This window comes from Brevibacillus borstelensis, assembly GCF_003710865.1.
Lineage (GTDB): Bacteria > Bacillota > Bacilli > Brevibacillales > Brevibacillaceae > Brevibacillus > Brevibacillus borstelensis.
The window spans coordinates 44,257-57,748 of the sequence record NZ_RHHO01000016.1 but is presented as its reverse complement, the minus strand read 5'-3'; the positions used below and the strand labels follow the sequence as shown (position 1 = coordinate 57,748).

The 13,492-nt window shown below is 51.2% G+C and carries 9 protein-coding genes, 2 pseudogenes and 1 riboswitch; of the genes and pseudogenes, 10 read left to right on the top strand and 1 reads right to left on the bottom strand.

The genetic code is table 11. From position 1 onward, the window contains the following. The first annotated feature begins 1 nt into the window (after position 1). The 7 genes and pseudogenes from EDM54_RS08325 to EDM54_RS08295 all read left to right on the top strand — a co-directional run bounded on the left by EDM54_RS08325 (position 2) and on the right by EDM54_RS08295 (position 8,165). Entirely contained in the window at positions 2-1,138 is a 1,137-nt protein-coding gene (locus EDM54_RS08325; protein WP_122958053.1) for a GerAB/ArcD/ProY family transporter, read from the top strand. Then, positions 1,108-2,259 (top strand): Ger(x)C family spore germination protein, encoded by a 1,152-nt coding sequence (locus tag EDM54_RS08320; RefSeq protein ID WP_003389823.1) that lies wholly within the window; start codon positions 1,108-1,110, stop codon positions 2,257-2,259. Before EDM54_RS08325 ends, EDM54_RS08320 begins: the two co-directional genes overlap by 31 nt. A 93-nt stretch (positions 2,260-2,352) precedes the next feature. Beyond that, positions 2,353-2,469, top strand: a riboswitch (SAM riboswitch). 85 nt (positions 2,470-2,554) lie between these two features. Further along, complete coding sequence (locus tag EDM54_RS08315; RefSeq protein ID WP_003389822.1) at positions 2,555-3,568, top strand: methionine ABC transporter ATP-binding protein; 1,014 nt, start codon at positions 2,555-2,557, stop codon at positions 3,566-3,568. Between the two features lies 1 nt (position 3,569). Continuing rightward, a complete protein-coding gene (locus EDM54_RS08310) occupies positions 3,570-4,235 on the top strand; it encodes a methionine ABC transporter permease (RefSeq protein ID WP_003389821.1) in 666 nt (221 codons plus the stop codon). A 46-nt stretch (positions 4,236-4,281) separates the two neighbouring features. After that, positions 4,282-5,121, top strand: a complete 840-nt coding sequence (locus EDM54_RS08305) for a MetQ/NlpA family ABC transporter substrate-binding protein (RefSeq protein ID WP_003389820.1) — start codon at positions 4,282-4,284, stop codon at positions 5,119-5,121. Positions 5,122-5,392: 271 nt separating this feature from the next. Next, a pseudogene (locus tag EDM54_RS08300) lies at positions 5,393-6,236 on the top strand (pentapeptide repeat-containing protein). 273 nt (positions 6,237-6,509) lie between these two features. Further along, positions 6,510-8,165, top strand: a complete 1,656-nt coding sequence (locus EDM54_RS08295; RefSeq protein WP_122958051.1) for a peptide ABC transporter substrate-binding protein — start codon at positions 6,510-6,512, stop codon at positions 8,163-8,165. Positions 8,166-8,353: 188 nt separating this feature from the next. Here the strand turns inward: EDM54_RS08295 and EDM54_RS08290 are convergent, their stop codons facing one another. Then, positions 8,354-8,881 (bottom strand): DinB family protein, encoded by a 528-nt coding sequence (locus EDM54_RS08290; RefSeq protein WP_024984015.1) that lies wholly within the window; start codon positions 8,879-8,881, stop codon positions 8,354-8,356. Positions 8,882-9,037: 156 nt separating this feature from the next. Between EDM54_RS08290 and EDM54_RS08285 the strand changes: the two genes are divergently transcribed. From EDM54_RS08285 to EDM54_RS08275, 3 genes and pseudogenes are all read left to right on the top strand, one after another. Further along, complete coding sequence (locus tag EDM54_RS08285) at positions 9,038-10,699, top strand: peptide ABC transporter substrate-binding protein (RefSeq protein WP_122958050.1); 1,662 nt, start codon at positions 9,038-9,040, stop codon at positions 10,697-10,699. Positions 10,700-10,862: 163 nt separating this feature from the next. Next, positions 10,863-12,494 (top strand): annotated as a pseudogene (locus EDM54_RS08280) (peptide ABC transporter substrate-binding protein). Positions 12,495-12,712: 218 nt separating this feature from the next. Then, positions 12,713-13,447, top strand: a complete 735-nt coding sequence (locus EDM54_RS08275) for an NPCBM/NEW2 domain-containing protein (protein ID WP_003389812.1) — start codon at positions 12,713-12,715, stop codon at positions 13,445-13,447. Positions 13,448-13,492: the final 45 nt, after the last annotated feature.

Sequence of the window (13,492 nt, the reverse complement as noted above, 5' to 3'; positions counted from 1 at the left end):
CATGAAGATCAATGTTCAGCCCAAACCAACGACGACCATAGCTCCTTACATGACCGGCTTCGTTGTCATGTCGACGCAAATAAGGGTAGGAATATTAGGCTATCAGCGGGTGGTCGCAGCCGAATCCGGCCATGACGCATGGATTTCCGTAGCCATCGCGGGACTGCTGTCGCATCTTACGATTTGGATCATATGCCGGACACTGAGGCACTACCCGTCCGCAGATTTATTCGGGATACATCGGGATGTGTACGGGAAAATCATCGGCAACCTATTCAGCCTTCTGTACATCCTCTACTTCATCGCAATGGCGATGGTCATCCTGCGGGGGTACATAGAAGTCGTACAATCATGGATTTTTCCAGGGATTCCGATCTGGATACTTGGCTCGATATTGTTATTTCTTGCGATGTACACTGTCCTCGGTGGTATTCGGGTGATTACCGGCTACGCGATCATTTCGGTGTTTATCACGATCTGGCTTTTTTTTGATCTCTACTTCACGTTGGAATACGCCCGCTGGCACTATCTTTTGCCGGTTATGGAGGCAGATTTCAAGCAGCTTCTAAAGGGGGCACTGATCATGGCCTTTACCTCCGTCGGGTATGAAGTGTTGTATTCGATTTACCCCTACGTCGGAGATAAAACGCGTTTGCATCGGCATGCCCAGTGGGGAGCGTTCATTACCAATTTCATCTACGTCGTCCTGATGATCATCTCGCTCATATTCTTCAGCGAAGGCCAGCTCATACGAACGATATGGCCAACGCTGCAGATCAAGACCGTCGTGTATTTCCCGTTTCTGGAGCGGTTCGAGTACCTTGCCATCTCCCTGTGGATGCTGATCATCCTGCCCAACGTCATGCTGTATATGTGGTCCGCCTCCAGGGGGTGCAAAAGAATGTTTGGCTGGAACCAGAAGCGGGTTTTGTACATCATCGGCGCGGTCATCTTTATTGCGATGCAATTTTTTGTCTCGAGACATGCAGCCAATTACATCATCGATCGCATGTCGTACGTTAGCTTGTACATGGCTGTGATTTACCCTTATGTCCTATTGTTGGGAGTTCTGATCAAACGGCGGTGGAACAGGAGGGAGGATTCATCGTGCCGAGATCCGGAAATAAGCGGCTCCTGAGAGCGGGAGCCGTGCTCCTTCTATGTTCTGTTCTGCTCAGCGGCTGTATCAGGACGCAAATTTTTGATGAGCTTGGAATGATTACGGTGGCGGGATATGACCTGTTAAAGGACGGGAACATACGCGGAACGGTGGTGATGCCCTCCATCAATCCCGAGGCTGAAGAAAAAGTGCAGGTGATGTCCGGCATCAGTCTGACGAGCAAGGGCATTCGCGACAAGGCCAACCTGCAGTCAGACAAAGAAGTGCTGGGCGGGCAGCTTCGGGTCGCGATGTACAGCGAGGAGCTGGCCAGAAAAGGGATAGGCAGCATTGTGGACACTCTGTACCGCGACCCCTCGATTGGAAGCCGGGTTTATTTAAGTGTCATTGAGGGCCAAACCTACGATTTGCTGACGTACAAATTCAAAGAGGAAGGCAATATTGGCATTTACCTCTACCAATTGATCCGGCACAACGTAGAGGATGACAAAATTCCGTCTCCTACTCTCCATGAGTTTTACCGCTCCTACTTCAGCGAGGGAATCGACCCTTACGTCCCTTTTCTTGAGAGGAAAGGGGATGAGGTGAGGATCAAAGGCGTGGCTCTGTTTCACAAGGACAAATATGTCGGCTGGATTCCTCCAAAGGAAGCCTTTCACATCAAGCTAGTTCATGATGCTTATCGAGCGGGAACGTACGAAACGTCGGTAGATCCGGAGAGGATGGGGGTAAAGCCGAAAAAGAAGAACACAACCGGCCCTGACATCCAAATGGTATTTGATACGCTGAGCAGCAAGGCCCACGTCGATATTGTCAGTACGAATCCACTGACCTACAAGGTCGATGTGAAAGTACGGACACGCATTCTGGAAATGTCAATACCGTTAAAAATAGAACAACCGGAGGTACTCAGAAAAATGGAGCAGGCCTTGTCTGAAAACATGAAGCAGGATTTGGCCAAGGTCGTCGCCAAAATGCAAAAATGGGAGGTAGACCCCTTTGGGTTCGGGGAATTATACCGGGCAAAATTCCGCGGGGCGCGGAAGCTGTCTCACGATCAGTGGCATGAGATGTACAGGAAGTCCCGCTTCGATTACAACATCGATGTAGAAATTGTCCGCAACGGCGTGTTGGATTAATTGCCCATTGACTTTCTATTTTGGTATAGCATATAATCCGTTTTGTATCATAAAAAGAAATAAAGTTCTTCAAACTAAATATACGTAGAATTCTTCTTATCCAGAGCGGCGGAGGGACAGGCCCTATGAAGCCCGGCAACCGGCTCATCGATTCTGATGGGTGGCGCGGTGCCAATTCCTACAAGATTGTAGAATCTTGACAGATGAGAAGGGTGAATGCGATCGTATAATGCGGTGCAGCCCCTTTTTCGCCTGATGAAAAAGGGGCTGTTGATTGTAATGGGAGGTGAACCGGATGATTCGGTTGCAGAATCTGAAAAAAGACTACATTGTAAAAGGCCATAAAACACCTGCGCTGCGCGGAATTGACCTCTCGATCGAGAAGGGGGAAATTTTCGGCATCATCGGACATTCCGGTGCCGGCAAAAGTACGCTGATTCGCTGCATCAACCTGTTGGAACGTCCGACAGCAGGCAGCGTCATTGTAGACGGGGTTGATCTGACCAAGCTGGATGAAGGCAAGCTCCAGGAACAGCGGCGGCATATCGGAATGATTTTTCAACACTTCAACCTGCTCTCGTCGGCTACAGTCGGGGAGAACGTCGCGTTTCCGCTCAAGCTGGCCAAGCGGCCCAAGGCGGAGATCGACAAAAAGGTGAAGGAAATGCTGGCGTTGGTAGGGCTGGAACAGCACCGCGACAAGTATCCAGCACAATTGTCAGGCGGACAAAAGCAGCGTGTCGGCATTGCCCGGGCGCTGGCGAGCGACCCCAAGGTGCTGCTGTGCGACGAAGCGACATCCGCTTTGGACCCGCAGACGACCAACTCCATTCTGGCGCTTCTTTTGGACATCAACCGGAAGCTGGGCTTGACGATCGTCCTCATTACGCACGAAATGCACGTCATCCGCTCCATTTGCGACCGGGTCGGTGTCATTGACGGAGGGCACATCGTAGAAATGGGCAATGTTCTGGATGTGTTCTTGAAGCCGCAGCATCCGACGACACAGGAGTTCGTGGAGCAAGTAGCAGACTCCAGCGAGCTGCGGGCTGCCGTTGCTCATGAAAAGGCGTCAGGCGAACGGACGATCCTGCGGGTCACGTTCCTCGGAGAACAAACCTACCAGCCGATTCTGTTCCAAACGATGCAGGAAACAGGTACGGTGTTCAGTATCCTGCAAGGAACCATTTCGCGTATGAAAGACACCCCATATGGCCAGCTCGTGATCGAGTTGGGCGGGGATGCGCAGCAGAACAGGAAAGCTGTCGATACGCTTCGTCAGCGCGGCCTGGAAGTGGAGGTGATTTAAAATGGGATTCACGCTTAAAAATATAGACTGGGCGGAAATTTGGAAGGGAACGCAGGATACGTTGACGATGCTTGGCTTTTCCACCTTGTTTACCGTCGTTATCGGGCTGCCGCTGGGCATTTTGCTGTTTCTCACATCCAGAGGCCAGCTTTTGGAGAATCGCGCGTTTTATTCGATCTCATCCTTTGTCGTAAACGTTTTGCGTTCGGTGCCATTCATCATCCTGATGATCCTGCTGATTCCTGTTACCAAAATGCTCGTCGGCACCTCACTCGGGGTAAAGGGCTCGATTCCTCCGTTGGTGATCGGGGCGGCTCCCTTTTTCGCCAGACTGGTGGAGACCTCCCTGCGCGAGGTTGATCGCGGCGTGATTGAAGCGGCGCAATCGATGGGTGCTTCCAACTGGCAAATTATCCGCAGCGTGCTCTTGCCGGAATCCCGTTCGGGGCTGATCGCCGGGATTACGATTACCACGGTGTCGCTCGTGTCCTACACGGCGATGTCCGGGGTCATCGGCGGCGGAGGCTTGGGAGACCTGGCGATCCGGTACGGGTATCAGCGCTTCCAGACAGACGTCATGGTCGTGACGGTATGTATTTTGCTTGTGTTGGTTCAGATCCTGCAGATGGTGGGCGACAGGCTCGTCATCAAGTTCAGCCGGAAGTAGGATCTTGTCCATAGAGAATGTTCAAAATAGAAAGGGGAAATCATCTGTGAAGAAATTGGTCGTATCTGTACTGTCCACTGTACTGGCACTGTCTCTGGCTGCTTGCGGCAGCCAAAATGAATCGGCTCCCGCGCCGTCTGCCGGCGGTTCCCAAGGCGAGCAAAAAGAAGTAACGCTGAAAGTGGGCGCAACGCCGGTCCCGCAGGCTGAGATTTTGAAGTTCGTCGCGCCGAAGCTGAAGGAGCAGGGCGTAATTCTGGAAGTCAAAGAATTTACCGACTACGTTCAACCTAACGTGCAAGTAAATGAAAAGCAGCTGGACGCCAATTTCTTCCAGCACAAGCCGTACCTCGATGATTTCAACAAAGGACAAAACATGAACCTGGTAGAAGTAGTACCTGTTCATATCGAGCCGTTTGGCGCATATTCCAAAAAAGTAAAAAGCGTGGATGAACTCGCTGACGGTGCAACCGTTGCTCTGCCAAACGATGCAACGAACAACGGCCGCGCACTTGCTCTGCTCGAAAAGCAAGGCCTGATCAAGCTGAAAGACGGCGCAGGCATCAGCGGTACTGTAAAAGACATCGTAGAAAACAAGAAAAACCTGCAGTTCAAAGAGGTAGAAGCTGCGATGCTGCCACGCGTCCTGGATGAAGTAGACCTGGCTCTGATCAACACCAACTATGCGCTGGAAGCGAAGCTGGTACCGACCAAAGACGCCCTGTTCATCGAAGACAAGGATTCTCCATATGCAAACTACCTGGTAGCTCGTCCGGACAACAAGGATTCCGAAGCGATCCAGAAGCTGGCGAAAGAGCTGAATACGCCAGAAGTGAAAAAGTTCATCGAAGATACGTATAAAGGAGCAATTGTGCCTGCATTCTAATGCCAGGCTTCAAGCTCTACGATAGGCTTCTTGCTCAAGATATCGAGAGGGTGCCCCACAGTCATTTAGACGTGGGGCACCTTCCTTTTTTAGGAGAAAACAAGCGGAAAATACGGAACGTGAACACCGTACCTGCTCATCCCCCTGGCTCTCCTCCTGTCCGAACCAGGATTGACGGAGAGGATCGTTCAGTACTATCATAACCACAGCCTTGTCTTCAGGCAGGACGATGCAAGCATGGACATACAAAGAAGCGGAAGGAGACAACGCAATGTCCGAGGATCTCGAATATGCAAAAGCGCCCCACGGCAGTAGTCGCCTCAGTCTGCAAGCTGACTGCGAGAACTGCTTCGGCAGATTTTGCGATTGACAAACATGCCGGACAGCCCTGTCAAAACCTGCAGGCGGACTTCCGCTGCGGCGTTCACAACAGCCTCAGACAGATGGGCTTTCGAGGCTGCACGGTTTATGACTGCTTTGGCGCGGGACAAAAGGTCTCCCAGGTCACTTACGGAGGACTCGACTGGCGCAAGTCCCCTAAGTCCGCGAAGGAAATGTTTGAAGTGTTTCCGATCATGTGGCAGCTCCATGAGCTGCTCTGGTATTTGACCGAGGCGCTGACGCTTCGGCCAGCCCGTCCCATCCGGGATGAGCTGAGCCAGGCTCTCGACAAGACAGAGCGCCTCACGAACCTCGATCCAGACTCGATCTTGAAGCTGGACGTGGCAGCACACCGTGCCGATGTCAACAAGCTGCTCTTGCGGACCAGCGAACTTGTGCGAGCCGATTTTTTGCGCTCGCAGAGGGGATCCGCAGGCAAGCGCAAGACGTACAGCCGGGGAGCCGATCTGATCGGAGCCAAACTGAGAGGAGCCGATCTGAGAGCCGCCAATTTGAGAGGAGCCTACCTGATTGCCGCCGATCTCAGAGGAGCTGACCTGAGAGGAGCCGATCTGATCGGGGCTGACTTTCGGGACGCTGACATCAGGGGAGCCGATCTGACGGAAAGCATCTTTCTGACGCAGCCTCAGATCAATGCGGCAAAGGGTGATGCCAGTACAAAGCTGCCGCCGTCCCTTTCCCATCCGATGCACTGGTCCTCACCTGAGGCGTGAAGCGGGAGGGCGACGTTCATTTAAGTGCTGTGGCAAAGGTTCGCAATGCGAAGTATATGAACCCGTTTTATTCCGTGCAAACAAGAATACCGGGAATCTGGCATACAGAATTACCGGTATTTTTTCTTTTTCATATCTATCTTTATATTTTTTTACTAATAGATAAAATATTCGTAAAATTTAATTAAATCTAAACAAAACCCATTCCCAACACGGTATTTTGCAGGTATATTTTGGTTGCATTGCTATTGATAGACAAGGGGGAATTTTCAGATGAAGAAGCAAATCTCAGTACTGGCACTGGGGTTGTCGCTTGTAGTCGGCGCGGCTCTCGCCGGGTGTTCGGCAGGCGGCGGCCAGTCAGCATCCGGGAACAAGTCGGCCCCGAATGCTTCCCAGGAACCGGCACCGGCGGCCAAATCAGGACCGCAAGTGTTTCGGGCCAATTTGACCAGCGAGCCGTCCACAGCGGACCCGGGCCTGGCCAAGGATGCAACCTCCGGGGCGATCGTTCGCGCCACCTTTGACGGCTTGACCCGCCTGGACAAAGACTCCAAGCCGATGAATTCGATCGCAGAGGATGTAAAAATATCCGATGACAGGCTGACGTATACGTTTACCCTGCGAGATGCGAAATGGAGCAATGGCGACCCTGTCACCGCACACGACTTCGAATTCGCCTGGAAGCGCGTTCTCGACCCTAAGCTGGCAGCGGAGTATGCCTACCAGCTCTACTACATCAAAAATGCGGAAAAGGTGCACGCCAACAAACTTGGCCCTGAGGAATTGGGCGTAAAAGCCTTGGACGACAAAACGCTGCAGGTCACATTGGAGAATCCGACTCCGTACTTCCTGGAGCTGACCGCTTTTTATACCTACTATCCGGTCAATAAAAAGGTCGTGGAAGCCAATCCGAAGTGGGCCATGGAAGCGGCGACGCATGTGGGGAACGGACCGTTCAAAATGACCGCTTGGGAGCACAAGGCCAAAATTGTGCTGGAGAAAAACGAAAACTACTGGGAGAAGGACGTCGTCAAGCTGGATAAAATCGAGTTCTTCATGATCGAAGACGACAATACGGCGCTCTCCATGTTCGAAAACGATGAACTGGATTGGGCGGGTCAGCCGTTCAACGGACTGCCGACGGACGCCATTCCGGCACTGAAGGAATCGGGCCAACTGGTCGTCCATCCGAAAGCGACCATGTACTGGTACAAGATCAACACCACGAAACCTCCGCTTAACAACGTGAAGATCCGCAAAGCCTTGGCGCTCGCAGTGAATCGGCAGGCCATCGTGGACAACGTGACACAGGTTGGCCAGGTCCCGACGATGGGTCTGTTGCCGCAATCGATGATTCTGAAGCCGGATGGCTATTTCAAAGACAATGATGTTGAAACCGCGAAGAAACTGCTGGAAGAAGGCATGAAGGAGCTGGGCGTGACAAAGCTCCCGCCGATCACCCTTTCCTACAACACGTCTGACCGCCATAAAAAAATCGCCGAGGCCGTTCAGGATCAGTGGAAACAGGCGCTGGGCATCGATGTGAAGCTGTTGAACAAGGAATTCAAGGTCTATCTGCAAGACCTGCACGAGCTCAATTACGACATTGGCCGCCTCGGCTGGAATGCCGACTTCAACGATCCGATCAACTACCTGGAGATGTTCCGCGAAAAGGATACCGGAAACAACGATACAGGCTGGGAAAATAGCCGCTACAAGGAGCTGTTGATCCAATCTGCTACAGCGAAGGACGCCGAGACCCGCAAGCAAATGTTTGCGGAAGCGGAGCAAATCTTTATGGATGAAATGCCGATCATTCCGCTGTTCACTGACGTAGACGTCTGGGTGCAAAAAGAAAAGGTGAAGGGCGTGCAGGTGGACGGTCTCGGATTTGTCGACCTGAAATGGGCAGAGATTAGCGAATAAAGAAAAAGGGCCTTACTGCCAGATCAGCGTCCCGGTCAGAAAACTAAGAATGGCAGTCCAGAACAGGGAAAGCGGGTTCCAGACTGCCATTCTGCCCACCTTCTGCCCAGCATTCCGCCCACCATTCTGTCTGCCATTCTGCTGCCATTTTGTCCGCCCATCACAGACTTTCCAGATATGATCTCACCCTATTGATGCCTGGCATCCTCCTCGGCTTCCCCGTACCGGCGGCTTTCGTCCTTCGGGATTTGCTCAATCTTCAAGCCGAAAATTTGCGGAGGGTCAATGTGGTTGGCTTGCATATAGGCAGAGAGTTGGCCCCGGTGATGAATCTCGTGTTCTGTCATGGCCATGATCATTCTCCATGCACTGACTTCGTAGCCGAGGACATTTTTCACTTTTCCCTTCAGCATCTCTGGCTCCAACTGGCGAAGACCGGCAAGTACAGTAGCATGACACTGCTCCAAATAGTGAATTGCTTCCGCTAACGTTTTGCCTTTCTCAGGCCCATGCCCATCGTACTTCCATTCATTTTGCGTGATTGCATGGAAAAACATGAGCTCGGCTGAGCCCAGATGCCGAATGATATCGCCGATCGAAAACTTGCCCTCGTCGGGACGCCAGTCGATTACCCCTTCAGGCAACTGTCCCAGATACTTCAAAGTTCGCTTCCGCACGCCTTCAAAATGGGAGATCAGTTCTTCTTTCTCCAGCATGTAATTCATCCTCCAAACGGCAGAGTAACATCCTTTGCACTTCCATTTTATATAAAATATTCTAAAAATTCATTAAATAAACGCGATACCGGTCTCGAATTTACTATCGCTTGCGTATCGTTTAAGCAAAAGATAACGATTAGGGGGAAGTCCATCATGAAAAAAAGGATAGGCGCTCTTTTGACCGGCATGGTCCTGGTATTGACGACAGTGCTCGCAGGCTGTACTGGCGGAGGGGGAGAATCCGCTGACACCGGGCAGCCGCAGCCATCTGCAGGTCAGACCAACCAGAATACACCTGCTCCATCAACTGAACCTAGCGTTTTTCGTGCGAACCTGCACAGCGAACCGTCGACAGCCGATCCGGGGCTGGCAAAGGATACGACATCGGGTACCGTGGTACGGGCGACATTTGACGGGTTGACTCGTCTGGATCAAAATGCCAAGCCGATGAACTCCATGGCCGAAGAGGTGAAAATCTCGGAGGATGGCCTGACGTACACCTTTACGCTGCGCGATGCCCTCTGGAGCAACGGCGATCCAGTCAAGGCAAGCGACTTTGCTTTCGCCTGGAAGCGGGCGCTCGATCCGAAGCTGGCTTCCGAGTACGCCTATCAGCTCTACTACATCAAAAATGCGCAAAAGATAAATGCAGGGCAGGCTTCGCCGGATGAGCTGGGCGCAAAAGCTTTGGACGACAAGACACTGCAGGTCACGCTGGAAAATCCGACTCCTTTTTTTCTGGAGCTGACAGCCTTTTACACCTATTATCCAGTCAATCAAAAGGTGGTGGAGGCAAATCCGGATTGGGCGCTGGAAGCAGCCACGCACGTTGGAAACGGCCCTTTTAAAATGACAGCCTGGGAGCACAAGAGCAAAATGGTGCTCGAAAAGAACGAAAACTACTGGGACAAAGAAGCGGTGAAGCTGGACCGCATCGAATTTGCCATGATCGAGGATGACAACACGGAGCTGGCAATGTTTGAAAAGGGCGAGCTCGACTGGGCAGGGCAGCCACTCGGCGGACTCCCGACCGATGCGATTCCCTCGTTGAAAGAATCCGGCAAACTGGTGATCCATCCGCAGGCATCGATGTACTGGTACAAACTGAATACGACCAAGCCGCCGCTCAATAACGCCAAAATCCGCAAAGCGCTCGCCTATGCGATCAATCGGCAGGATATCGTGGATAACGTCACCCAGGTAGGACAGGTGCCGACGATGGGAATACTGCCACAGACCATGATCTTGAAGCCGGATGGGTACTTCAAGGACAATGATGTAGAAACGGCCAAAAAGCTGTTGGCAGAAGGACTGCAAGAACTGGGGCTAAGCAAGCTTCCTGTTCTGACACTTTCCTACAATACGACCGATCGTCACAAGAAAATCGCCGAGGCCCTTCAGGATCAATGGAAGAAAGGGCTGGGGATCGAGGTCAGGCTGCAAAACAAGGAGTTTAAGGTCCACCAGCAGGACTTGCACGAGCTCAATTTTGAAATCGGGCGAATTGGCTGGAGCGCCGACTTCAATGACCCGATCAACTACATGGAAATGTATCGCGACAAAGACGGCGGGAACAACGACACCGGGTGGGAGAATGCCAGATACAAACAGCTGATCAAGCAGGCTGCAGCGGAGCTGGACCCGGAGAAGCGGAAGCAAATGTTTGCTGAGGCTGAACAAATTATTATGGATGAGATGCCGGTCATACCGATGTTCACGGATGTGGATGTCTGGGTGCAAAACGACAAGGTAAAAGGCGTCCAGGTTGATCCGCTTGGTTTTATCGACCTGAAATGGGCTGAAATCGTGACGTGAAATGTCAGAACCGTTCCAAAAATGGGACGGTTTTTATTTTCTTTTACGTAAATAAATGTTTAAATAAAGTAAAATTAAACTTAGTTAAAATCGCTTCAATATTACTAAAAGTACGGTATATTAAATGAGGTGAGTTATAGGTTATAAGGGGGTAACAAATCGTATGAAGAAAAGTGTATTTGCAGCAATGAGTTCTATTCTCGTACTGAGTGCGGCGCTGGCCGGTTGCGGCGGCGGCGACAAGGCAGCTGACAATGCCCAAGGAAATACAACAACGAAAGAAGAGAGCACAGGTCCAAAGGTTCTGCGCTTGAACCTCCACTCTGAGCCGCCTACAGCAGATCCTGCATTGGCTGAAGATTCTACCTCTGGTGCACTGCTGCGCGCTACCTTCGACGGTCTGACCCGTATCGGCGAAGACGGAAAGCCGCATGAATCCGTAGCAGAAAAAATCGACATTTCCGAAGATGGACTTACCTATACATTCCACCTGCGCGACTCCAAGTAGAGCAATGGCGACCCGGTTACCGCCCACGACTTCGAGTACGCTTGGAAGCACGCGCTGGAGCCTTCCGTAGCAGCCAACTACGCCTACCAACTGTACTACATCAAAAATGCTCAAGCATTTAACACCAATAAAGCAAAAGCGGAAGATGTCGGCGTAAAAGCGCTGGATGACAAAACGCTGGAAGTGAAGCTGGAGAACCCGACTCCGTTCTTCCTGGAGCTGACCGCTTTCTACACATACTACCCGGTTAACAAGAAAGTAGCCGAGGCAGATCCGAAATGGGCGACCGAAGCGAAGACTCACGTGGGCAACGGTCCGTTCAAAATGGAAACGTGGGAGCACAAGAGCAAGCTGGTTCTCGTGAAAAACGAAAACTACTGGGATAAAGATGCAGTAAAGCTGGACAAGATCGACTTCTCCATGGTTGAGGACGAAAATACCGAGCTGTCCATGTTTGACAACGGCGATCTCGACTGGGCCGGCGCACCGCTGAGCGCGCTTCCGACAGACGCGATCCCTGCGCTGAAAGAATCCGGCAAGATGCAAGTGCATGCCATCGCCGGTACCTATTTGTACAAATTCAATACGGAGCAAGCGCCATTTAACAATGCAAAAATCCGTAAAGCGTTTGCCTATGCGATCGATCGTCAATCCATCGTTGACAACGTGACTCAGGCAAACCAACAACCGGCTATGGGTCTCGTGCCGCCGACAATGGCTGTAGCGTCTGAGCCTTACTTCAAGGACAACGACATCGAAACTGCGAAAAAGCTGCTGGAAGAAGGCATGAAAGAAGAAGGCCTGACCAAGCTGCCGACTATCACGCTCTCTTACAACACCTCCGAAGGTCACAAAAAGATCGCGGAAGCTGTTCAAGACCAGTGGAAAAAAGCGTTTGGCATCGATGTCAAACTGGAAAACAAAGAGTGGAAAGTATACCTGGACGACCTGCACCAAGGAAAGTTCATGATCGGACGTTCCAGCTGGAGCGGAGACTTCAACGACCCGATCAACTTCCTGGAGCTGTTCAAGTTCAAAAACGGCGGAAACAACGATACGAAATGGGAAAATCCGAAGTTCCAAGAGCTGCTGAACCAATCCGCACTGGAGAAGGACGAAGCGAAACGCAAGCAAATCCTTGCAGATGCCGAGAAAATCTTCATGGACGAAATGCCGGCAGCACCGATTTACTACTACACACACTCCTACGTGAAAAACGACAAGGTAAAAGGTGTCGTACTCGACGGTCTCGGCTTTGTCGACTACAAGTGGGCAACAATCGAATAATCGCTCCGACTGGATCTGTCTGGTCTGGGATCAAAAAAGAAGGGCCGAGCGTCCTTCTTTTTTATTGTCCAAAGCGGCAATTTGTCGTTTTAGGAGGATAGTCTCGGGAAAGCATTGAAAAAATGTCGAAAAAATCCATCCTTTGACTCACCGCCAAATACAGCAAGTAGTGTTATGATCTGGGTAGATTTGGCAAGATATAGGGGGAGAAAGTAATCGTGAAGAAAAAGTCGAAATTGGGATTTTTGTCAGGATTTCTGTTGGGGTCCATCTTCTTTTCCAGCCTGACCTATGCAGCTACGCAATCTATTCCGGTCGATTTCAAGCCGATCAAGTTCATGGTAGACGGCAAGCTGCGTGAGACCAACGACGCGTTTTTATATAAGGGAGTACCTTATGCGCCGGTCGCATTTGTAGGTACAGCCGCAGGCAAAAATGTCTCATGGGATGCAAATGCAAGTACGGTGACGATCGGCGGCCCCGCGGCATCAGTCGGAAGCGAGACGAGATTGTCCTCACTGAAGTATTCCATGCCGTATGGACTGATTAACACAAAATCCTATGTCGACAACTGGGATAAGGGCTCTTTTTCAGCAGGGGGAACGGTTTACGATCACGGATTGGGTTATACGAATGTCGATAAGATCGCAAATGACAAGCTGCCCAACACGACCAGACAAGTGTTTAAAATCGAGCTGAATGGAAAATACAAAGCGCTGTCCGGTGTTGTAGCAGCAGATGACAATTCGCCGAATAAAACGGATTTGATCATCTGGAGGATCAAGGGAGACGGAAAAGTTCTTTTCGACAGCGAAAGAATGAAGGCTGGACAGAGCCAGTTAATCAATGTAAATGTAGCGGGCGTCAAAACCTTGGAGTTGGAAATTCGCAAGGTAGCCGGCAATGATAAAAAAGAAATTCACGCCTTTATCGGCAACGCGCTGTTAAAGTAGAGGGTTTACGACAACACAGCAATTGCTGCTAAAAAGCAGACTCTT